Genomic DNA, 21,686 nt, shown 5'->3' with positions numbered 1-21,686 from the left:
CCGCTCCATTAATGTGCAAATGGGGTGAATCCACCCCATTTTTGTGCAGCCGATGCACAATCACCACGCAATTCGCTTCAGAAGGTATAACTGACACCGCCTCCCAGCATCAGGTTATAGCTTTTATCGACCATCGGGCTGCTTTTGATCTCATCCGACAGCCGGATATAGCGCCCGCTGACCCAGGTACTCCAACTGGTATTGATTTTGTAGCCGGCGTTAAGTTCGACATATGGCGACCAGCCATCATCCGGCTGATAATCGCGCAATCCGGAGCGGGCCGATTCGTCGCCGGTGACGCCATAATAGTAGCGATTCTGGTTTTCGCTCGACCAGGTAATCCCCACGCCCGGCGTCAGGCTCCAGTCGCCGTCGTTGAAGCGGTAAAGGTAGGCGGAGTCCCACACCAGGCCGTTGCTGTAATCCAGCGTGTCGCCGGCCAGCAAGGTGCGCAAGGTACCCCATTGCGCATCGTAACGATAGGATAACCCCGCCATCAGCGTACCGCGCCGACGCTCAAGCTGCTTCATCTGGCTATCATCGCTATCGCCCGGCTTGAAGCCGAATGGGTTGTAATACGCCGTCAGCGACAGCTTGTTCTGCGCGTCATTCCACAGATAATACCCGCCCTGCAGGCCGCGCAGATAAAAGCTCTCGCTTTCATAAGTCACCATCGGAAAAGCATAAACATGACCGCTATCGCCACGGTATAGCGGGGTTTCGCCGACCGCGCCCAGCCCCAGAGCGAACTCGTCCGCAAAGGCTGCCGGAGCCGCCGCCGTTCCGGCCAGCGCTGCCGTTAAGAAAGTTAATACGCAATTTTTCACGATTGTCGGTTCCCATTCAGTGTTACGTATTTGATCACTTCCAGCAGGATAGCAGCGCCGGAGTCCTACATACATCACATTAATGTGAAAGATACATAAGTTATAACGATTTCGTCTGCCTGCTGGCACCCCGCATCAGGGCTGCATTGGCAGATAAAAAAGCCGGTTGCGAGCCGCCGCGCCGAAGTGAGTCATTGAAATATCTTAAAAATGCGACGAAAGAATAGAGGAAATTTTATGGATGCAAACTACGCTTTAAACAAGGAGGAGGATTTCCGCTGAGTGTAGCCGGGCGCCGGTTGTCCACCCTTTCCCGCCAGCCAAAGTTGGCATAAGGGTTGCTGTATCTCAGTAAGCGGTCTTCTTCCGGGAGAGCCATCCATTAAACAGGCTGTAACATATCATTCGCTCTCTTACTCTGTGTTAATCGACGAAGGACGGGCAACGCTATGAACATATTTGATCATTATCGCCAGCGTTACGACGCTGCCAAAGACGAAGAGTTCACTCTGCAAGAGTTCCTTACCATCTGCCAGCAGGATCGCAGTGCGTATGTGAACGCCGCTGAGCGATTGTTAATGGCTATCGGTGAACCTGTTATGGTCGACACCGCTTTGGAACCGCGTCTGTCTCGTTTATTTTCCAACCGGGTAATTGCCCGCTACCCTGCGTTCGAAGAGTTCTATGGTATGGAAGAAGCCATCGAACAAATCGTCTCCTACCTGAAACACGCCGCACAAGGGCTTGAAGAGAAAAAACAAATTCTCTATCTGCTGGGGCCGGTGGGTGGCGGTAAATCTTCGCTGGCTGAACGGTTGAAATCGCTGATGCAACGCGTTCCTATCTACATTCTGAGCGCTAACGGCGAGCGCAGCCCGGTCAACGACCATCCGCTCAGCCTGTTTAACCCGCTGGAAGATGCCTCGATTCTGGATAAAGAATATGGTATCCCGCGCCGCTATCTGGGCACCATCATGTCGCCCTGGGCGGCCAAACGGCTGCAGGAATTCGGCGGCGACATCACCAAATTCCGCGTCGTCAAGGTATGGCCGTCCATTCTGGCCCAGTTGGCTATCGCCAAAACCGAACCGGGCGATGAAAACAATCAGGACATTTCCGCGCTGGTCGGGAAGGTGGACATTCGTAAGCTGGAGCATTTCGCCCAGAATGACCCGGACGCCTATGGTTACTCCGGCGCGCTGTGCCGGGCCAACCAGGGCGTGATGGAATTTGTGGAAATGTTCAAAGCGCCGATCAAGGTGCTCCACCCGTTACTGACCGCGACGCAGGAAGGTAACTATAACGGCACCGAAGGTATCGCCGCCCTGCCGTTCAACGGCATTATTCTTGCCCACTCCAACGAATCGGAATGGGTGCAGTTCCGCAACAACAAAAATAACGAGGCGTTCCTTGACCGTGTCTACATCGTCAAAGTGCCTTACTGCCTGCGCGTTTCCGAAGAGGTCAGAATTTACGACAAACTGTTGGTAAACAGTGAGCTGAGCCGCGCGCCCTGCGCCCCCGGCACGCTGGAAACGCTGGCGCGCTTTTCGATTCTGTCGCGGCTGAAAGATCCGGAAAATTCCAGTATCTACTCCAAAATGCGGGTATACGATGGCGAAAGCCTGAAGGATACCGACCCGAAGGCCAAGTCGTATCAAGAGTACCGTGATTACGCCGGCGTCGACGAAGGTATGAAAGGGCTTTCCACCCGTTTCGCCTTCAAGATCCTCTCCCGTGTGTTCAACTTTGATCACAGCGAAGTGGCGGCCAACCCGGTTCACCTGTTTTACGTGCTGGAACAGCAGATTGAGCGGGAACAATTCCCGCAGGACGTGGCGGAAAAATACCTGGAGCACCTGAAAGGCTACCTGATTCCGAAATACGCTGAGTTTATCGGTAAGGAAATCCAGACCGCCTACCTTGAATCCTACTCGGAATACGGTCAGAACATTTTTGATCGCTACGTGACCTATGCCGACTTCTGGATTCAGGATCAGGAATACCGTGATCCGGACACCGGCCAGCTGTTTGACCGCGAGTCTCTGAACGCCGAACTGGAGAAAATCGAAAAACCGGCGGGTATCAGCAACCCGAAAGACTTCCGCAACGAGATCGTCAACTTCGTGTTGCGCGCCCGCGCCAGCAACAGCGGCCGCAATCCGAACTGGACCAGCTATGAAAAGCTGCGTACGGTCATTGAGAAAAAGATGTTCTCCAATACCGAAGAGCTGCTGCCGGTGATTTCGTTCAACACCAAAACGTCGACGGAAGAGCAGAAAAAACACGACGACTTTGTCGATCGCATGATGGAAAAAGGCTACACCCGCAAACAGGTGCGTTTGCTGTGCGAATGGTACCTGCGTGTGAGGAAGTCATCCTGATGCCGTACATCGACAGGCATGTCGTTTGGGGGAAACATGGCCTATTTCATTGATCGGCGTTTGAACGGCAAAAACAAAAGCGCGGTTAACCGCCAGCGTTTTTTGCGCCGCTACAAGTCGCAAATAAAACAGTCGATTGCCGGGGCCATCAACAAGCGTTCGGTTACCGACGTGGAAAACGGAGAGTCTATCTCGATCTCCAATTCAGATATCAGTGAACCGATGTTCCATCAGGGCCGCGGAGGGATTCGTCACCGGGTACACCCCGGTAACGACCACTTTGTGCAGAACGACAAGATCGAGCGGCCGCAGGGTGGCGGAGGCGGCGGATCCGGCCAGGGCGACGCCAGCCAGGATGGCGAAGGTCAGGATGAATTCGTGTTCCAGATATCCAAAGACGAGTATCTTGACCTGCTGTTCGAGGATCTGGCGCTGCCCAACCTGAAAAAAACCGAACACCGGCAACTCAACGAATACAAAACCCACCGTGCGGGGTACACCGCCAATGGCGTCCCCGCCAACATCAGCGTGGTGCGTTCGCTGCAGAACTCGCTGGCGCGCCGCATGGCGATGACCGCCGGTAAACGGCGCGAACTTCACCAGCGGGAAGAAGATCTGGCGTTACTGGAAAACACCGAGCCGGTACAGTTGCTGGAGGAGGAGCGACTGCGGCAGGAAATCGCCGAGCTGCGCCAGCGCATCGCCAGCGTACCGTTTATCGATACCTTCGATCTGCGTTACAAGAACTACGAGCGCCGGCCGGAACCGTCAAGCCAGGCGGTGATGTTCTGCTTGATGGACGTGTCCGGTTCGATGGATCAGGCCACCAAGGACATCGCCAAACGTTTCTACATCCTGCTGTATCTGTTCCTGAGCCGTACCTACAAAAACGTAGAAGTGGTGTATATCCGCCACCATACGCAGGCTAAGGAAGTGGATGAGCAGGAGTTCTTCTACTCTCAGGAAACCGGCGGCACGATTGTCTCCAGCGCCCTGAAACTGATGGAGGACGTGGTCAAAGAACGCTACGATCCTGCGCAATGGAACATTTACGCCGCGCAGGCTTCCGATGGCGACAACTGGGCGGACGACTCGCCGCTTTGCCGTGAATTGCTCGCCACTCACCTGCTGCCGGCGGTGCGTTACTACAGCTACATCGAAATTACCCGTCGCTCACACCAGACGCTGTGGCGGGAATATGAGATGTTGCAGAACAGCTTTGACAATTTCGCCATGCAACATATTCGCGATCAGGACGATATCTACCCTGTCTTCCGAGAAATCTTCCACAAACAAACCGTCGACAACTAACCTGCCGCAGCCAGCTGTTCACGCGCTGGCTGTTTTCCCTTCTGTGTGGTGTCTTCCCTGTTTACCGGTGTCTGTATTACCGGCGGCTATGTCGCCATGAGTTCCACCGTTAAACCGCGCCTTTCCGCCGAAGACCGGGGCGCTATCCGGCACGGAAACACCGCAGCCAGCCTCACTGACGACGATGACGCTTTCCGTCAGGATACCAACCGTGTTCTGCGTCAGGTATCCGCGCGCATGCAACAAGAAGATCGCCACTTTATATCCGCGCATCTATCCGCGCATCGCCGCTGCCTGACCGCCTCTTACGCCCCGCTGCGCCAGCCGTGGATGGCATCAGGAATACCGCTTCCCACACCTTTCCCCTCTTTAATAAGGGTTTTTATTTGAAATGTTATGTTATAACATAAACATCACTGCAATAAATTTTCACATTTTCGGAGCGCCGTGTGCTGGATGTCAGGCAGTTAACACTTTCTATCAATGGGAGCCGCAAGATTCATGACGTCAGTTTCTCCCTCGCGCCCGGTGAGCGCGTTTGCCTGCTGGGCGGCTCCGGTTCCGGCAAATCCCTGACGGCGCGTTGCCTGCTGGGCGCGTTGCCTATCGGTAGTCAACTCAGCGGCAGCATTCGTCTTCAGGGCCACGACGTGGCGGGATTGCCGTTGTCGCGGCGTCCGCCAGATGAACGCCCGGCGGCCATTTTTCAGGATTCGGCCACATCGCTAAACCCGTTATTTACTATTGAAGCGCAACTGCGCATGGCGCTAAAACGCCAGTCGACGCATCGATCGCTGCCGGATTTACTGCGATCGGTCGGCTTTGCCGATCCGCACGCCGTGCTCGCGCGCTACCCCGGCGAGCTATCCGGCGGTCAGCGTCAGCGCCTGTGTATTGCGCTGGCATTACTGTGTGAACGTCCACTATTGATCGCCGATGAACCCACTACGGCGCTGGACGTGGTCACTCAGGCGCAGGTACTGCACACCCTGTTGGCCAGGCTGCACCAATCTCCGCACACCAGCCTGCTGTTCATCACCCACGACATCACGGTGGCGGCCATGATCTGCCAGCGCGCGCTGGTAATGGAAAACGGCCGGTTGGTCGAGCAAGGCGAAATGCGCCGGTTGCTGACGCATCCTCGCCATTCTTATACCCGTGCGCTGGTATCGGCGGCGCGTCAGGCATCCGCCGGCGCTGCCTTTTCCCGCCAGAGCCGCACGCCGTTCGCACCATGCGCACAGGCCAGTTAATGTTATGCGCCACACCTCTAGCATGCTGAGTGAAGCCCCTTTTTTACAGCTCAATCAGGTCAGCCACCATTATCGAACGGCGGGTGTGTTTACGCGTCGGGCAACGGCTACCCCGTCTCTACAACACGTCAGTCTCGACCTTCATGCGGGAGAACGCGTGGCGCTGGTGGGCGCATCCGGCTGCGGCAAATCCACTCTGCTGAAAATTCTACTGGCGCTGGAGTCGCCGGATCAGGGCACGGTGCATTATCAGGGGCGCGAGGTACGCCCGGATCGCGTATCCCGGTTGCGCTGGTATCGACGGCTGGTGCAGTACATCCCGCAGGATCCAGCGGGATCGCTGGCGCCGCACGCCTCGGTATGCGCGCTGATCGCCGAACCACTGCGGCAACTGGGGATGACGGAAAACCTGAAACAGACGGTCTGTGACGTGCTGGAGCAAGTCGACCTGCCGTTAACCCTGCTGCATCAGCGGGCCGAGTCGCTATCCGGCGGTCAGGCCCAGCGTGTCGCTATTGCCAGAGCCATTGCGCTACGCCCGGCGTTTCTGCTGGCGGACGAACCGGTGAGTGGGCTCGACCTGCCGCTGCGCCAGCAAATCACCACGCTGCTCGATACGCTGTCGCGCCGTCACGGCATGGGATTATTGCTGGTTTCCCATGACCTGTCGGTCGTGGCGGCACTCTGCCAGCGGGTATTGGTGATGTACAACGGCAGTCTGGTGGAAGACCGTCCGCTGCCCGAACTGCTCGCTGAGCCATTCCATTTTCATACTCAGGCATTGCTGGCGGCCGTACCGACGTTGCCGGCTTTTGATTGATCTTTTCAATACCATAAGGAATGCGTATGTTTCGCTCCCCTTCTCTGAAGGTGGCTGCCACGCTGGCATCCACCCTGTTGCTCACCGCTTGTTTTGACAAACCGGAGCCCACCGCCACCGGTGCGGACTCGTCGCGTATTCGTCTGGCGATGCTGCTGCCGCCGCGTTCAGCGCTGTCGCCATTCAGCGATGATGCGTTCAAGCTGTCGCGCTGGCGCGCCGGCGAAACGCTGGTAGTGCTTGATGCCAACGGCGATGCGCAACCCGCACTGGCAACCCACTGGCAACAGCTCGACGAGCTAACCTGGCGCTTTACCCTGCGCGACGGCGTCAAATTTCACGACGGCAGCGACTTCAACGCCAGCGCCGTGGTCAACGCCCTGACCGCCGCCACCCGCGCCACGCCGAAACCACGTATCCTTGACGGCGTGACGCTGAGTATAACGGCGGAAGACGCGCGCACCGTGCAAATTAAAACCGCCACCCGCGACCCGTTGTTGCCACAGCGTTTGTCCAGCCCTCAGTTAACCCTACTCTCACCCGCCGCCTACGGCGCCAACGGCGTGGTCAGCCCGGTCAAAACCGGTACCGGTCCGTTCGTTCTGACGCAGGTTAACGGCACCAGCAGCGCCCGGTTGGAACGTTTTGACGGTTACTGGGGCAGCAAAGCCACGGCGCCGGGTATTGATGTCGATTTCGTCCCGGACAGCGCCGCCCGTACCGCCGCATTACGCACCGGCACGGCCGATTTGGTGGAAGCGATACCGGTTTCGCAAGCGCCGCTGCTGGACCCAGCGCTGGTGCATGAGGTGCCGATGCCGCGTACCAACACGCTGTACCTCAACACCCGGCGCGGCGTTTTCAGCGATCCGGGCCTGCGGGCCGCGGCGCGTGATGCCATCCGCCGCGACATTCTGGTCAAAAACGTGTATGAAAACCGGGCCGACGTGGCGGTCGGGCTGCTTGGCCCGGCGGTACAATGGGCCGCCGCACTGCGTCAGCCGGTGGCGGCGCCCACCGCAGCCCGTTCCCCGAATGGCGCGACGATCACGCTGGCAACCTTCAGCGACCGGGCAGAACTACCGGAAGTGGCGGTTTATCTGGCCCAACAGTTAACCGCCGCCGGCTTCACGGTTAAGCAGGAGGTCCGCGAATATTCGCAGATAGAGGCGGATGCGCTGGCCGGCCACTTCGATGCCTTTATTTTATCTCGCGCCACCGTGCTGGATTCCGGCGATCCGGTGGCTTACCTGTATAGCGATTTTTCCTGCAAAGGCTCATTCAATATTTCGCAACTGTGTGATCCAGAAGTGGACGACGCGCTGAAACAGGCTGCCGCCACCCCTGCCGGAGAGGCGCGACGCCAGGCGATCATGGCCGCCGAACATCTGATTCTGGCGACTAACGCTGCCATTCCGCTGCTGCACGAACGGGTGATTCAGGGTGAATCCGCCCGCTTGCGGCAGGCTATCCGGGACCCGCGTGAACGCACCCTGATCGACGTACAGACCCACATCGATGGAGCGCCGGCCAAGCCATGAGCAATTCGCGGTTTCAGTTGCCTGCAACACTGCGACCCTCGCTGCTGGTCATGGCATCACGCCTGCTGACCGCCCTGACCCTGATCGTGTTGATCGGGCTGCTGCCCTGGTTGTCTGACGCCGACCCGGCGCTCAGTCTGCTGCGCGCCCGTTCCAGCGAGCAGGAGGCAACAGTGGAAGCGCTGGATGCCATTCGTCAGCATCTGGGGCTGGCGCAGGGGCCGTGGGCGTTCTTGAAGAACTGGTTAAGCGGTTTATTGCACGGCGATGCCGGCCTGTCCTGGGTATCCGGCAAACCGGTGTTGCCCGGTATGTTGGAGGCCGCAGGCGTGTCGCTCACACTGATGCTGGCGGCATTGGCGGTGGCGTTCCTGCTGGCTATGCTACTGAGTTGGCCCACTCTGCAACGCGGGCTGAGCGGCGATAACCGGCGCAGCAGCGGTGCACTCGCCACCGCGTTCATCGCCATGCCGGAGTTTCTGCTGGCGTCGTTCCTGCTGATCGTCGGCGCGGTCTGGCTGAAACTGTTGCCGCCTTATGGCTGGCAATCATGGCAACACCTGATTCTGCCCGCGCTGGCGCTGGGCATTCCGGCAGGCGGCCTGCTGGGTAAACTGTTCAGCGATGCGTTGACCGCCACATTCAGCGAGCCCTGGCTGCTGACCTGGCATATGGCCGGCATTTCCCGCCGTGACTGCCTGCTGGGCGTCGTTCGTCGCGCTCTGCCCGCTATTCTGCCGCAGGTCAGTCTGGTGCTGGTCGGGCTAACCGGAGGCGCGGTCGCGGTAGAAAAGGTGTTCGCCATTCCCGGTCTGGGACGGGCAACGTTAGGAGCGGCGGCGGCTCAGGATCTGCCGGCATTGCAATGTGGCGTGCTGATTCTGCTGGCTATCGCGGCGATCGCGGGGATGGGTTCGGCGCTGCTGCGCCGCTGTCTGCTTGGTCATGCGCTGAAAAACGGCTTCCTCTCTACGCCCGCCGGCGCCATTCAGGTGACGCGCCGTCATTATCGCTTGCCGTTGCTCATCACGCTGTTGCTGGCGGCGATAGTACTTACCGGCCTGTCGCGCGATCCCTTCGCTTCCGACTTTGCCCGTCTGCAGCCGCCTGATTGGTCATTGCCGTTCGGCGCCGACGCCACGGGCCGCGACATGCTGGCCAGGGTCGCGCACGGCGCGTTATCCACCCTGTTCACCGCGCTGGCGGTGACGCTCTGCTGCCTGTTGCTCGGCCTGCTTCTCGGGTTGTGTCCTCACCTGCTCAGCGGCCCGGCCGAGGTGGCCAACGCCATGCCGCCGGTGATCGCCGGCATGGTGGTCGCTGCATTGTACGGCCCCTCAACATCAGGCGCGGCACTTGCCGTTGTGCTGGTTGCCTGGGCGCCGCTGGCGGCGCATACCGCGTCACTGGTGACCGAAATCACCGCCCAACCCTATATTCGCATCACGCCGCTGTTTGGCATGAGCCGTTTTAGCTGTCTGATACGCTATGTTATTCCGGCGCTGATTGGGCCGGTCACCCGCCACGCGATGCTACGCCTGCCCGGCATCGCGCTAGCGCTGGCATCGCTGGGCTTTCTGGGATTAGGCGAACAACCGCCGACGCTGGAATGGGGACGCGTACTGGCGGAAGGCATGCCCTATGTCGAACGCGCCTTCTGGACGGTATTGCCGCCGGTTTTCGCATTGATTCTGCTGTCGGTACTGGCTGTTTCGCTCAGCCAATGGTCACGACGCTAAAGGCAACATCAGGTTGTGCATACCGCACAACCTGATGTTATTGGATAGCGCCTGGCCCGGTCAGGGCGGGCAAAAGCGCGGTCATGGAAAGAGACTGTCGGGCGTCACCTCAGTCACGCACTTTACGATAAACCCATAACACCACAATGGCGCCGACTACCGCCACTGCAAAGCTGCCGATATTAAAGCCATCGACTTTGCCAAAACCAAAGAACGTGCTGATCCAGCCGCCGACCACCGCACCGACCACGCCCAGTAATACGGTCATGAAAAAACCACCGCCATCTCTGCCCGGCATGATCCACTTTGCCAAAATACCGGCAATGAGACCGAAAATAACCCATGAAACAATTCCCATTGTGTCCTCTCTGTCAGTCGCGCATTAGGCGGTGTTCCACAATAATGATGTGTAACCGCGAAGGTCTATACCTATAAAAGCGTAGCATAAGATACCTCGCTTACTTTGCCGCGACGTCTTACGCCACCTCTGGCGCTCATGACTCAACACCGCAGCTCGGTAAAATAAATAATATCAAGAGGGGGTGACAGCAACTTGACAGTCGAGCCAAACAGCAGAATAACCACGCTCTTTTACCGGAAATAAAAAAGCGCCCGAACAATCATTCAGAGCACCTCTGTTATCCGTATCGGCACGGATGGCGGCAATATTTATCTACCTGTAATAGGTAAGAGAAGATTATTTATCGGCAACAAAATAATCATGATCATCGGTCATCGGAATATAGACCCTGACCCACTCATCGCCTTCCATCAGTTCCCAGCTATGTCCTTCACCGTTGATATCCTCAGCCAGCAGAACCGTTCCCGGCGACAGGATAAATGTAGAACCGTCACTAACTTTGAATTTCAGCTTACCTTTCAACGTAATGACATATTGCTTTCTCGGCGCCGGATGCGTGTTTTTTTCCCACTCTTCAACCGAATTATTAACCCAGAATTTTTGTGAGGGTATTTTCTCCAGCGCAGGAATGCTGCCTTTCAGATAAGCCGAATGGTTATCCGGTGTAGTAATGAGCTTAATTGCCGGGATACGAGAAAGCGTGGTTGACGTTTCCGCGATGCCTTTCAACGACATCAACGATACTATTGCCATGAATAGAAATATTTTAAATTTACGCATTACCGCCTCAACATCCTGTTTAATTTAACGTCCCAATGACCACTAGTCATCTCTTTAAAAATTTCGCCGTGAATTATACGAGAATTATTTGTCAGGTAAACAAATACACATTTTGAATATATCTATTTGTTCAATAGACAATAACGATGAAGATATACCCAAAATAATTCGCGCCGCAGGACAAAACGCTCACGTTTTGAACAATGTAACGCGTTGGCCGACTCGACTTCATCAGACCCGGCCGTTATGATCGCTCTTGCGGGCCTGCGACTCGTCGTCTCTTCGTGACGTGTATCGCCTCGCCCGACGGTAGACCTGAGGTCATCTCCCGCCAGGGAGCTTTACATGGAATATCACAATGAAAAAAGTAGTGCTGTCGCTTATTGTCGCTGTGCTGTCGGTTCAGGCGTTGGCCGCGCCACAACTGGCGAACCTGAGCAAGCTGGAATATGGCCCGCGCTGGGCATTCAACCGCGAAGAAGTTCAGTTGATCTGTCGGCCTGGCCATACAATGTACGTGATCAATCCCAGTACGCTGGTGCAATACCCGCTCAATGACGTGGCGCGTGAGCAGGTCAACACCGGCAAGGTGAACGCTCGTCCGCTGGAGACCCTTCTTCTGGATGACCCGCAGAATCCGGGACAAAAAATGAGTCTGCAACCCTTTATCGACCGGGCCAAAGACCTCTGTCAGTAGCGCATATAGCACTCCGGAAGAGAGAGTGGATCACGAATACGCGGGTTTGCGCTGGTTGTCACAAAGTGTACAGATTGTTTCAGTATTGGCTGTCAAAAACCGGGCCAGACTGGAAAACGAAAGTGAGTCGTCTACGCTTAAAGTGCGGGCTGCGATGCAGCCTGCAACAAATGCCAACTTTTAGCGCACGGCTCTCTCCCAAGAGCCATTTCCCTAGACCGGGCACAGGAATCGTGTTCGGTCTTTTTTTATATCATTGATTTTAAAAAATATTGTTCAGCCCCAAAATACCCGAAATTGACCCGACATTCCGTACCCGATGTAAATATAACCTGCAATTCCTTGATGCTAATGGCTTTTCAATAACAAGGATGTAACAAAAAAATTCAAGCCAAATGACGCGAATAACCTATCCCCAATCAGCACCTCAATCAGTGCCCGCAATGCAGATAACGCAGCGCTCGCCGACCTGACGGGATAAACGTCGTCAGCCTCTCTCAGTAGCCACCGCGTGTTCAGCGTTGATCACGTGTACCGGTTGAGTACTGTTTAGAGAACATTACCATTCGCTATTTTCGTGACGGTGGATAAATGCGTGGGATTAGCGACGGGCCGGAGCGCCTGACTATTCGCGTGGGTGCCCCGTCTGGTCGCATGGGGGGCTCTCTCCTGGCTGGCTGCGCTGAGCTTTTTTACCGCCAGCGTACATCCGCAGGATGACGACAGCTGGCAGCCCTGTGGGTACTTATAGATAAGATAAAATTCTGCATATTTGCTATTTGCACCACCGCCACCTAACCTCTCTGGAGAGGGATAACCGACAGAAGGATACTGACAGAGGGTAACTGAAGAATGCAGGAGCGCAGGCGAAGGTTTCTGCTTAGCATCGGGAGAACTCGCCATGAATGTCCAACCCAAATATGCCAGTAGCGAATCGCCGGATCCGGTCCAGGCTGTCGCCGAATTTGCCAACCAGATTGGTCATGAAGGCATCGATACCGTCATTTTCTTCTGCTCCCCAGACTACGACCTGGAGGTTCTGGGCCGGGAGTTGAAGAACACCTTCTCCTGTCCCTGTATAGGTTGTACGTCCTCTGGTCAGATTGGCACCGAAGGCTTCCAGCACTCCGGACTGTTGGGTCTAGGATTAGGCGGCGGCTTTCGCATCCACTCCTTTATGATTCAACCTTTGGTTAACTATACCGCGGTCGTGGCCGATATCGCCGAAGCCATTCGCCGCGATAGCGAGGCCAGACCGAACCTGCATCGCTTTGGTCTGCTGCTGGTCGACGGCCTCTCTATGGTCGAAGAACGTCTGGTAGCGAACCTCTACCAGCAGATCGGCAACGTTCCTATAATCGGCGGCTCCGCTGGCGATGACCTGCGTTTCGAAAAGACGCATGTCTATGATGGAAATGGGCGGTTTATTTCCGACGCCGCCGTATTCGCCGTTATCGAGACGCATTCCCCCGTCACCACCTTTAAGGTCCAACACTTCGAACCCAGCGAGATAGAGCTAGTCATCACCGAGGCCGATCCGGAGAAGCGGCTCATCCTGGAGATAAACGGCGAACCTGCCGCTCAGGTTTACGCTGAAGCTCTGGGTCTTACGGTGAACGAATTGACGCCGACCGTATTTTCCCGTAATCCGCTGATGCTCTCCTTCGGCGATGAACCCTACGTCCGTTCCATACAGAAGTGGAACGACGATCTTTCTCTCACTTGCTACTGCGCCATCGAGGAGGGACTGATCGTCGCCATCGGCAAAGCGGAGGACCCGGTCCAAACCCTCAGACAGGCCTTTGACAAAGTCCGCGAGACGATCCCTGAACCGGCGGTAATCATCGGCTGTGATTGCATCCTGCGCCGACTCCAGTTCGAACAGGAAGGGCTTGAACAGCAGATCGGCAGCGTAATGGCGCAGAACCGGGTAATCGGTTTTTCCACCTACGGCGAGCAATATAACGGGTTGCACGTGAACCAAACTTTCACAGGTATCGCCATTGGAGGACCGAACGTTGACTGAAGGAACATTTTCCGAAGCGTCCGCCAGCGGTTTGTCCACCGCCGAATACCAGCGCAAGCTCACCGCCCGGGACAAGACCATCGAAGTCCTCAAGCGCCGCATCGCACAAGAAGCCAGACACAGCCACGCTACGCCTTTTGCCATCCTGGAGCAAAACGTGGGTCTGGAGAAGGTGGTCGCCCGCAAGACCCTGGAGTTAGAGAACGAGCGCCAGGAGTTAGAAAAAACGCTGACCGAGTTGCGCTTCACCCAGGCTCAGTTACTACAGGCTCAGAAGATGGAATCCATCGGCCAGCTCGCCGCCGGTATCGCCCACGAGATCAACACGCCAACCCAGTACGTTTCCGACAATGTGGGTTTCGTTAAAACGGCCACCGTTTCCCTGCTAAGCCTGTTGGACTCCGCGCTGGCGTTGGCCGATGCCGCACGCGGGAAAATGGCTGATGAGCCCGTGATGGCGGAGTTCGACGCCGTTCTCAAGCGCACTAAACTGGATTTTCTGCGCCGCCAGATCCCAAACGCCTTAGACGAATCGCTGGAAGGACTTGGTCATATCGCCAAGATCGTGGCCGCCATGAAGGAATTCTCCCACCCCTCTCACAGCGAGAAGGAATTGGTGGATGTGCGCGAGGTCATCAACACCACGGTGACCGTCGCCCGCAACGAATGGAAATACGTAGCGGAACTTGAAACCAGCTTCGAGGACGACTTGCCGCAACTGCCGTGTCTGCGCGACATGATCGGCCAGGCCATTATCAATCTGGTGGTGAACGCCGCCCATGCCATCGCTGATACCATCCAGGAAGGCATCCGGGAGAAAGGGCGCATCATCATATCCGCGGCGCGGGACGGCGAGTATATGGAGATCCGAGTCAAAGACGACGGAGGCGGCATTCCTGCGGGGATCCGCGACCGCATTTTCGATCCCTTCTTCACGACCAAGGCAGTAGGCAAAGGCACGGGTCAGGGGCTCGCGATTGTCTATTCGACCGTGGTGGACAAACATGACGGGCTGATCCGTTGCGAGTCTGAAGACGGCGTGGGGACGACATTCATCCTGCAACTGCCCCTTCACTGCCACAAAGAGGATTGCCCCGCATGCAAGTGATGTTCGTCGATGACGAAAGTCGGGTGCTCTCCGGTATTGAGCGGGCCCTCATGATGCAAGACACCGAATGGGAATGCCGCTTCGCCAATAGCGGCCAGGAGGCACTTGCGATGCTGGAGGAAAAGCCGGCCGACGTGGTGGTATCCGACATGCGAATGCCCTTCATGGATGGCGCTGAATTACTTACTCAAGTACGCGACCGCTGGCCCGGCACCATACGCATCATCCTGTCCGGCTATTCTGAACCCGATGCCACCGTGCGTATGGTGGACGTCGCCCACCGGTTTGTATCCAAACCCTGTGACAGCACGGTGCTGCTGGAGATGGTAGGAAGCGCTCTGGCCCTGCGCGACATGTTCCAGGACCCAGCGGTGGTCGAGATAGTAGGCCGCACCAGCCGGCTGCCGGCGTCCCCCAAAGTGTTCATCGAAGTATGCCGTCTCATTGCCAACCCCGGCAGCGATATCCGACACATCGCCGAACTGCTGGGCAGTGACCCTGCGCTGAGCGCCAAGATTATGCAGCTTGCTAATTCGGCCTATTTCGCCAGAGGCGGTCGCATTAATGACATCGGAAACGCCATCACCCATCTGGGTCTGGATCAGGTGCAACTGCTTGTTCTGGCGTCTCAGGTCTTTGCGGACGCGAAGCTCGACCCTTATGTGGATCGGCTGCAACAACGCGCGCTGCTCGCCTCAACCCTGGCCGCCAGCATCTCCGGCCATCAGGGACTGGAGCCGACCGCGGCCCTACTCGCTAACATTGCGCTGCTTATCCCCGAGCTGAGGGAGTCTGACAACGAGGCAACCACGACTCGCGACAACACCCCAATACACGCCGCAGTAGGCGCGTATCTGCTGGCGCTGTGGGGTTTACCTATGGACATCGTGGAAGTTGTCGCCTGTCAAACACATCCCTCCCGTTCCGCGGATAAAACCTTTGGTGCGATTGGTGCGGTGCATGTAGCGGTCGCTCTGGCCAATAACAGCGCCCCGGACCTGAACTATCTTGAACAAACCGGCGTGCTGAACAAACTGCCACAGTGGCAGGATATGCTCGCCCACACTCAGGAAACTCTCGATGACTGAAACTGCCTTACCCCGGGTATTGTGCGTAGACGACGAACCCAATGTACTCGCTGCGATGGAACGAAACCTCTTTGGCGAATTCGACGTCGTGGTGGCTCACAGCGGTGAAGCCGGCCTGGACGCCGTTCGCTGGGGCAAGCGTTTTGCCGTGATCATGTCCGACATGCGCATGCCTGGCATGGACGGCGCCACCTTCCTCGCCAAAGCGCGAGAAATCTCCCCCGGCAGCGTGCGTATCCTCCTCACCGGGCAGGCCGATGTGGAATCCTCCATCGCAGCCATCAACAAAGGGGCCATCTTTCGCTACCTCTGCAAACCGTGCCCCAAAGAGGAACTGGTTGCGGCGCTTAACGACGCCGTTGGTCAGTACCGTCTCATCTGTGCGGAAAAGGAATTACTGGAAACCACCCTCACCGCCTCGGTCAAGACACTGACTGAAGTACTCGCCATGGTTGCTCCATGGGCTTTTCAGCGGGCGGCCTTCGCCCAGTCTTGTGTTCGCCACGCGCTGACCAAGCTGGAGTGGCCCGATGGATGGATATACACCATCGCCGCCTCATTGAGCCAAATCGGCTGTGTGGGTATTCCCGCCGATATCGTCCAGGCCGATGCAGCCCAGCGCGACCTCTCGGAGGACGAGAAAAAACTCCTTCAGGAGCACCCGGAGGTCGCCGGTCGCCTGGTGGAGAATATCCCCCGCCTCGAACGGGTAGCCGAGATCATCCGCCATCAGGCCGGGGCTGCCCCGTCCAACGCCCCAACAGAAGTTATCCGCGGCGCTCACCTCTTGCGCGCCGCTCTGGAACTGGAACGCCATGCGGCCCGGGGGTTAAGTCTGGAACATCCCAGGGAAATCCTGCGCGTGGCGCGGCCTGCTATCCCTGAATACATCATCAAAGCGTTGGTTGATTTCCGCTCCAACGTGGCTGGCACCCGCACGGTGCGCATTTGCGAATTAAAACCCGGCTGGGTGGTGGATGAAGACATCCGCACCACCAACGATTTGATGGTTCTCACCAAGGGCCATGAACTCACCGACACCGCCATCTCCGCCCTTCAACACCTCCTCGCCGCAAACGCCGTTAAGGAGCCAATCAGGGTGCGTGGAATTCCGGATACCGCAACGTCTTCGTGACGTCATGGGGGATACAGCCATAATGTGCCAAACCCGAAATAGCGGAAACTGGCGACAATGAATAGCCTAATGCCCGGTGAACAGGCGCCGAACAAGAAGTACGGTGTCATTTGAAGTAAACCGCCGGGTCTGGCATCACAATCAATGAAAATGAATAATAATATTATTATTGGCCGTTCGGTAATCGACCGGTTGATATTCGCTAAAAACCCACTGATTGCTCAGTGGGCCGTTTCCCTGGCGTTCAAATTAGCGTTTAGCGTTGACATCATGGCATCAGAAGCGGTTATTTTATAGACGTTTTTACAGATCAATTTTTTAGAATTGATCGCTGTTACCGATCGGTTTCACCATCACCTCCGTATAAATTAGCGATGCTTGTCGGAGTCCTCACCGCCATTCAGGGCTGTTTCATTTATTCGCCGGGTTGGAAATGGGTCTATGGAATACCGCGTGGAAAAGTCACTGATCGACAGGCTGGTGACAACACCGGTGGTGTTATCGCCCACAAAAACCTGTTGGACTGACTGGCTAATAATGGCTTTATAAATCAGGGTCGGTACCGATACCCCGTTGCCGATTCTCTTGCTGCCGAATACGGCGCCCGTCACCACCCATATTTCGCCATCCTGCAACGCCAGTTTGCGAACCGATGCTTCGATTTTACGCCAGGATATCCGGTTCAGTTTCGGCAACTGCGGCGTCATATTCGACATGGAAAAAGACTCATGCTGCGCCAGAGAATTTGGCATATCTCCCGCCGGCGTCATATGCCCCTGATCGTACCCTGAGGACTCGTAATCGTCAGTCGCCGAACGCACAGCCCGAGGGATCAATGGCTCAACATGGAATGAGTCACGCCTGGAAATAGTCTCCGCGGCTCTGACCCGTTCGGCGGTTAAACGCTGCGCGGAAATTAATGGCGCTTTATTCGCATAACTATAAAGCACGACAAATTCAGTGAAACAAATCTCTTCGTCATAATGAATATTGGGTGTTTCGTCATTGAGGAATTTACCAGGGCATAACGACTGGCCTGCCATTACCGGGAAACACGCCATCATCAGCATTAATGACAATAAATAGCGCGTCATTTTTTTCCATGCCATCGGTTTGCTCTCTCATGCGGAAATACGGTGAATGCGTTTAATCCTGTCGGATATCGGCTTGTCGTACCGATTGCTAATCGGCGACTCCCAGACTGGACCAACGGGAAACACTGTGATTATTCCGCCGGCTGTCGAAATAATCGCGTGTATCCGGCTCGTTCCGCTTTCACCAAACCACAATGTCCGCAGCGATGGCGCATGAGCATATGGTTAACGGCTACCTCACCATGCCTGAGTAATATTCAGGTGAAGAAAAAATGATTACAAGCTGACGGAGGGCAAGGTTTATACACAGAAACTCATACCTGGGGGCAGAACAAGTATTGGCGTATTTTTATAAAATGACCGTGTTGTTATAAAATGACGGTATTGTTATAAAATGACGGTATTATTATGAAATGGCGTTGAAATTGTGGGCACATAGAATGACGGTGAAAATTACCGGGAATATACCGTATGCGGTGCGATATCGATAATATCTATATTCGAGAGAAACAGGCGGAAAATAACAATAAACCGGGCAGCCAGATAATCCAGCCGCCCAGCAATGATCAGGCAGACGGTGTGGCGGATGCCGCCATTTTCTTCAGATCCTGATCAATAAAGAACAGTCCGCCTTCCTGAGCATTCACCATGCCCATCTTGTCGAGAATAGACTTGAACAGTTTTTCTTCTTCATGCTGTTCCGCTACGTACCATTGCAGGAAGTTGAAGGTAGAGTAATCCTGCAGCGTCATGGCTGCATGAGCCAGCTCATTGATTTTACTGGTGATCAATTGCTCATGTTCATAGGTCAGCTTGAACACATCCTGCAACGAGCTGAAATCAACCGGCGGCGCGGCGATTGCGCCCAGCACAGGCATGCTGCCGGTATCGTCCAGATAATCGAACAGGCGCTGCATGTGCTCCATTTCTTCACGAGAATGCGATTTCAGGAAAGTCGACGCCCCTTCAAAACCTTTGTCGCCGCACCAGGCGCTCATCTGCAGGTATAAATTGGCGGAGTAAAATTCAAGATTAAGCTGCTCATTCAGCTTCTGAATCATTTCTTTTTTTAACATGACCATTCCTTATTTTTACTGGCAGGTGACTGATGGATTCGCATTATGCCTGCAAACAATAAAATTTAAAACATTCCATTAACCATTAAATGAATAATTTTGTTATAAATTCAAAGTATTATCATTTAGTCATGATAATGATTTTCATTATGGGAAAATGTTCGAAATTAAGATTTGATAATTATTTTCATTACCAATGTTTGTTATTAGAGAATATACCTGGTGCATTTATCCCACTCGTGCAACACGAATACAGACGATATTTCCCGCTCACGCTCTCGCACAATTCAAACCGGCGACAGCGTGGCAAAAAAGCTGACCAGCGCGATGATCAGAACGGCTAACACCAGTTCCACTGCGGTGAGTCGCAGAAAATAACCATACGCAGCGCCATTTGCCCGCTGAAAACGCGGCACCACCCAATACCGATTGAATAACGCCAGCAGCGCCATCACGGCCACCAGCAGAACTTTCACTGCCAGCAGAACGCCATAAAGCCCTGTACCCGCAAGCGGCCAGCCGAGAATCAGCCTAGTATTCACCAGCCCGGTCAGGATCGCCAATGCAACGGCCAGGTGACCATAACGGGAAAAACGCATCATCGTCAGGATAGCGTCCGTTCGCGTCTGCGTCAGACGCGCATCCTGCAACACAAACAGCAGTGGAGGCAGCCCTCCGACCCAAAACGTCACCGACAGCAAATGCACGACCTGATTGATGCCATGCCGTACGCCAGGCCATCCTTCCAGCATCGCCGCGTGCCCCACCCATCCCATGCCGCATAGTTGCACTATGCCCAGCATCAGCACGCCTGCTTGCCGGTAATGGCCACGCCAGAAAAACACCGCGCAGGCCATCAGCGCCAGTACGGGTTGCCAAAGCCACATTTCCCCGAAGCGAGTGCCCAGCACGGCGCGCCAGATGCCGGCATCACCGATATTACGCCAGTCGCCACTCATCAATCCGGTTTGCGCCGCCAGTATGGCTACGGCGGTCAATAACGCCGCCACACAGCTGATTGCCATCAGACCATGCAGTTGCGACGCTAGTCGCACCCGGTACGCTCGGGGAGCCAGCAACGTGCTGTAACAAGCTGAACCGACCAGCAACATAAGGCTGGAGAAATGTCCGAGGCGCAATAACGTGTAAAGCCATTCCAGCGTCATCGCTTACTTAACGCCGAAGCGATAGCTTCCTTCAGTCTTGTGACCATCAACGGACAACACGTGCCAGCTAACCTGATAACTGCCGCTGACCAACGGCTTCTCCAGCGGTACCAACAGAACGTTGCGATGACCGATTTCCACGGTCGCCTTTCTCACGGGTACGTTCTGCCCCGCCAACGTCAATTCAACGCCGCTAAAAGCCGGCTCGATCTCTTCGGAGAACGACAGCATCAGAGAAGCAGGCGCGTTTTGCACCGGAATATCCTTATCCGCCGCTGGCGTCTGGCTTTTGAGGTGCGCATGCGCCAGCGCCGCATGGGAAATAACCAGGCTCCCCACCAACACCGCTGCATTCAGGGCCGGAAAAATTTTACGTTTCAACATGATGTTATCCTTTCTGACGATCCTGATTGCGTTCAGGAGACCAAGAATCAGCGGCAAGGATACGAGCCACCTGCCGCCTTGTCGAGGGACAGGACAGTAACAGAATTTGCCAATTGCACACTTCTGCTTTAAGTTTGTGGCGCAACAGAGAGGAGGCAATCATGGGATACAATCTGGCCGAACTTCCTTATGAAGAAATGGAAAAGGTCAATGTGGATCTGGCGGCATCCGGCGTGGCGTTTCGCGAACGCTACAACATGCCGGTGATCCCGGATGAAATCGAACAGCAGCAGCCCGCGCACCTGCGCACCTATTTCCGGGAAAGGGTCAGCTATTACCGGGAGATGTCCCGCCAGTTCTCCACCCTGCCTTACGACCCCAACAGTAAATAACAATTTTGTTTTCCGACATGGCTTCGGAGAGGCGTTATCCGGTACGGCCGGGTAGCGCCTGTTTACCGCCTGATTCCGGTTTCATACGGCCTTACCTGAACCGGATGCATAACTCGACGACCGCCCGCCAAAAAAACGTTTTTTTTCTTGCATCCCTGCGCAAACAGGAGGTTAATAAACAGGCAAACCAACCTTTTACCAAGCGAGGCTCAACATGAGTAAAGGACTGGACAGCAAGAAAAACGCCAAGAAAAAACCGCTGAAAACCGCCGCGCAGAAACGGGCGGAAAAGCGGGCTAAACGGGCTCAACCACAGTCTGAAACCAACTGAGTTGCCGCCGTTCTTCTGCTCCGCTGAACGGTTTGTCATCAAGGCAACATTTCTGCGATCACCCTCTGCCTCCCGACACCCGGTGATCGCAGTTTCAAACGCTGACCGACCTCTCTTGTTCCCCTATTCCGGCACTGCATCCATTCTGAGAATGCTTGCGAAGGTTACACGCC

At 55.5% G+C, this 21,686-nt stretch carries 20 protein-coding genes; 12 read left to right on the top strand and 8 right to left on the bottom strand.

Annotated elements, in window-relative coordinates:
• Positions 1–77 precede the first annotated feature (77 nt).
• Positions 78–827: a MipA/OmpV family protein gene (locus DDA898_RS10490; RefSeq protein ID WP_038911175.1), complete on the bottom strand. Its 750-nt coding sequence runs from the start codon at positions 825–827 to the stop codon at positions 78–80.
• 449 nt (positions 828–1,276) lie between these two features.
• Here DDA898_RS10490 and DDA898_RS10485 point away from each other — a divergent pair, with 449 nt between their 5' ends.
• Entirely contained in the window at positions 1,277–3,211 is a 1,935-nt protein-coding gene (locus tag DDA898_RS10485) for a PrkA family serine protein kinase (protein ID WP_013317840.1), read from the top strand.
• Between the two features lie 36 nt (positions 3,212–3,247).
• Positions 3,248–4,522, top strand: a complete 1,275-nt coding sequence (locus tag DDA898_RS10480) for a YeaH/YhbH family protein (RefSeq protein WP_013317839.1) — start codon at positions 3,248–3,250, stop codon at positions 4,520–4,522.
• Positions 4,523–4,540: 18 nt separating this feature from the next.
• Here the strand turns inward: DDA898_RS10480 and DDA898_RS10475 are convergent, their stop codons facing one another.
• Positions 4,541–4,780: a hypothetical protein gene (locus DDA898_RS10475; RefSeq protein WP_152490682.1), complete on the bottom strand. Its 240-nt coding sequence runs from the start codon at positions 4,778–4,780 to the stop codon at positions 4,541–4,543.
• A gap of 191 nt (positions 4,781–4,971) precedes the next feature.
• On the opposite strand from DDA898_RS10475, the gene DDA898_RS10470 reads away from it, so the two are divergent.
• The 4 genes from DDA898_RS10470 to DDA898_RS10455 are packed head-to-tail and all read left to right on the top strand — an operon-like array spanning position 4,972 to position 9,875.
• Positions 4,972–5,775 carry an ATP-binding cassette domain-containing protein gene (locus DDA898_RS10470; RefSeq protein WP_050570248.1) on the top strand — a complete coding sequence of 268 codons (804 nt, stop codon included), beginning with the start codon at positions 4,972–4,974 and terminating at the stop codon, positions 5,773–5,775.
• Between the two features lie 4 nt (positions 5,776–5,779).
• Positions 5,780–6,595 (top strand): ABC transporter ATP-binding protein, encoded by an 816-nt coding sequence (locus tag DDA898_RS10465; RefSeq protein WP_038911173.1) that lies wholly within the window; start codon positions 5,780–5,782, stop codon positions 6,593–6,595.
• A 26-nt stretch (positions 6,596–6,621) separates the two neighbouring features.
• Positions 6,622–8,136: an ABC transporter substrate-binding protein gene (locus tag DDA898_RS10460; RefSeq protein ID WP_438830414.1), complete on the top strand. Its 1,515-nt coding sequence runs from the start codon at positions 6,622–6,624 to the stop codon at positions 8,134–8,136.
• On the top strand, positions 8,133–9,875 hold the full coding sequence (locus DDA898_RS10455; protein WP_038911171.1) for an ABC transporter permease subunit: 1,743 nt from the start codon (positions 8,133–8,135) through the stop codon (positions 9,873–9,875). Before DDA898_RS10460 ends, DDA898_RS10455 begins: the two co-directional genes overlap by 4 nt.
• A gap of 109 nt (positions 9,876–9,984) precedes the next feature.
• Here the strand turns inward: DDA898_RS10455 and DDA898_RS10450 are convergent, their stop codons facing one another.
• Both DDA898_RS10450 and DDA898_RS10445 read right to left on the bottom strand, forming a co-directional pair.
• Positions 9,985–10,233 (bottom strand): GlsB/YeaQ/YmgE family stress response membrane protein, encoded by a 249-nt coding sequence (locus DDA898_RS10450; RefSeq protein ID WP_013317833.1) that lies wholly within the window; start codon positions 10,231–10,233, stop codon positions 9,985–9,987.
• A 339-nt stretch (positions 10,234–10,572) separates the two neighbouring features.
• Positions 10,573–10,989: a cupin domain-containing protein gene (locus DDA898_RS10445; RefSeq protein WP_374069511.1), complete on the bottom strand. Its 417-nt coding sequence runs from the start codon at positions 10,987–10,989 to the stop codon at positions 10,573–10,575.
• Positions 10,990–11,374: 385 nt separating this feature from the next.
• On the opposite strand from DDA898_RS10445, the gene DDA898_RS10440 reads away from it, so the two are divergent.
• The 5 genes from DDA898_RS10440 (at position 11,375) to DDA898_RS10420 (ending at position 17,070) form a co-directional block, all read left to right on the top strand.
• Entirely contained in the window at positions 11,375–11,713 is a 339-nt protein-coding gene (locus tag DDA898_RS10440; protein WP_038911168.1) for a YebY family protein, read from the top strand.
• Between the two features lie 901 nt (positions 11,714–12,614).
• Entirely contained in the window at positions 12,615–13,739 is a 1,125-nt protein-coding gene (locus tag DDA898_RS10435) for an FIST N-terminal domain-containing protein (protein WP_038901141.1), read from the top strand.
• The gene (locus DDA898_RS10430) at positions 13,732–14,847 is read left to right on the top strand and encodes a sensor histidine kinase (RefSeq protein ID WP_038911167.1); all 1,116 of its coding nucleotides are present in this window, start codon (positions 13,732–13,734) and stop codon (positions 14,845–14,847) included. The genes DDA898_RS10435 and DDA898_RS10430 overlap by 8 nt, the downstream gene beginning before the upstream one ends.
• The gene (locus tag DDA898_RS10425; protein WP_038911166.1) at positions 14,838–15,935 is read left to right on the top strand and encodes an HDOD domain-containing protein; all 1,098 of its coding nucleotides are present in this window, start codon (positions 14,838–14,840) and stop codon (positions 15,933–15,935) included. Before DDA898_RS10430 ends, DDA898_RS10425 begins: the two co-directional genes overlap by 10 nt.
• Positions 15,928–17,070: a response regulator gene (locus tag DDA898_RS10420; protein ID WP_038911165.1), complete on the top strand. Its 1,143-nt coding sequence runs from the start codon at positions 15,928–15,930 to the stop codon at positions 17,068–17,070. The genes DDA898_RS10425 and DDA898_RS10420 overlap by 8 nt, the downstream gene beginning before the upstream one ends.
• Before the next feature lie 368 nt (positions 17,071–17,438).
• Here DDA898_RS10420 and DDA898_RS10415 read toward each other — a convergent pair whose 3' ends face one another.
• The 4 genes from DDA898_RS10415 to copC all read right to left on the bottom strand — a co-directional run bounded on the left by DDA898_RS10415 (position 17,439) and on the right by copC (position 20,790).
• Positions 17,439–18,179 (bottom strand): DNA/RNA non-specific endonuclease, encoded by a 741-nt coding sequence (locus DDA898_RS10415; RefSeq protein WP_038911164.1) that lies wholly within the window; start codon positions 18,177–18,179, stop codon positions 17,439–17,441.
• Between the two features lie 551 nt (positions 18,180–18,730).
• The gene (gene ftnA, locus DDA898_RS10410) at positions 18,731–19,240 is read right to left on the bottom strand and encodes a non-heme ferritin (protein WP_013317823.1); all 510 of its coding nucleotides are present in this window, start codon (positions 19,238–19,240) and stop codon (positions 18,731–18,733) included.
• Positions 19,241–19,527: 287 nt separating this feature from the next.
• Positions 19,528–20,406, bottom strand: coding sequence for a copper homeostasis membrane protein CopD (gene copD, locus DDA898_RS10405; RefSeq protein ID WP_038911163.1), 879 nt, complete (start codon positions 20,404–20,406; stop codon positions 19,528–19,530).
• A 3-nt stretch (positions 20,407–20,409) separates the two neighbouring features.
• Entirely contained in the window at positions 20,410–20,790 is a 381-nt protein-coding gene (gene copC / locus DDA898_RS10400) for a copper homeostasis periplasmic binding protein CopC (protein ID WP_038911162.1), read from the bottom strand.
• Positions 20,791–20,951: 161 nt separating this feature from the next.
• On the opposite strand from copC, the gene DDA898_RS10395 reads away from it, so the two are divergent.
• Complete coding sequence (locus DDA898_RS10395) at positions 20,952–21,182, top strand: DNA polymerase III subunit theta (protein WP_013317820.1); 231 nt, start codon at positions 20,952–20,954, stop codon at positions 21,180–21,182.
• The last annotated feature ends 504 nt before the right edge of the window (positions 21,183–21,686 follow it).

Origin of the sequence: Dickeya dadantii NCPPB 898 (assembly GCF_000406145.1) — a bacterium.
In the GTDB taxonomy this organism is placed as follows: domain Bacteria; phylum Pseudomonadota; class Gammaproteobacteria; order Enterobacterales; family Enterobacteriaceae; genus Dickeya; species Dickeya dadantii.
This window is presented reverse-complemented; position numbering and strand designations above follow the sequence as displayed.

Coding starts and splice junctions, on each gene's coding strand:
- DDA898_RS10485 (WP_013317840.1), top strand. CDS start 1,277: ATGAACATATTTGATCATTATCGCCAGCGTTACGACGCTGCCAAAGAC.
- DDA898_RS10480 (WP_013317839.1), top strand. CDS start 3,248: ATGGCCTATTTCATTGATCGGCGTTTGAACGGCAAAAACAAAAGCGCG.
- DDA898_RS10465 (WP_038911173.1), top strand. CDS start 5,780: ATGCGCCACACCTCTAGCATGCTGAGTGAAGCCCCTTTTTTACAGCTC.
- DDA898_RS10460 (WP_438830414.1), top strand. CDS start 6,622: ATGTTTCGCTCCCCTTCTCTGAAGGTGGCTGCCACGCTGGCATCCACC.
- DDA898_RS10455 (WP_038911171.1), top strand. CDS start 8,133: ATGAGCAATTCGCGGTTTCAGTTGCCTGCAACACTGCGACCCTCGCTG.
- DDA898_RS10450 (WP_013317833.1), bottom strand. CDS start 10,233: ATGGGAATTGTTTCATGGGTTATTTTCGGTCTCATTGCCGGTATTTTG.
- DDA898_RS10445 (WP_374069511.1), bottom strand. CDS start 10,989: ATGGCAATAGTATCGTTGATGTCGTTGAAAGGCATCGCGGAAACGTCA.
- DDA898_RS10440 (WP_038911168.1), top strand. CDS start 11,375: ATGAAAAAAGTAGTGCTGTCGCTTATTGTCGCTGTGCTGTCGGTTCAG.
- DDA898_RS10435 (WP_038901141.1), top strand. CDS start 12,615: ATGAATGTCCAACCCAAATATGCCAGTAGCGAATCGCCGGATCCGGTC.
- DDA898_RS10425 (WP_038911166.1), top strand. CDS start 14,838: ATGCAAGTGATGTTCGTCGATGACGAAAGTCGGGTGCTCTCCGGTATT.
- DDA898_RS10420 (WP_038911165.1), top strand. CDS start 15,928: ATGACTGAAACTGCCTTACCCCGGGTATTGTGCGTAGACGACGAACCC.
- DDA898_RS10415 (WP_038911164.1), bottom strand. CDS start 18,179: ATGGCATGGAAAAAAATGACGCGCTATTTATTGTCATTAATGCTGATG.
- ftnA (WP_013317823.1), bottom strand. CDS start 19,240: ATGTTAAAAAAAGAAATGATTCAGAAGCTGAATGAGCAGCTTAATCTT.
- copD (WP_038911163.1), bottom strand. CDS start 20,406: ATGACGCTGGAATGGCTTTACACGTTATTGCGCCTCGGACATTTCTCC.
- copC (WP_038911162.1), bottom strand. CDS start 20,790: ATGTTGAAACGTAAAATTTTTCCGGCCCTGAATGCAGCGGTGTTGGTG.
- DDA898_RS10395 (WP_013317820.1), top strand. CDS start 20,952: ATGGGATACAATCTGGCCGAACTTCCTTATGAAGAAATGGAAAAGGTC.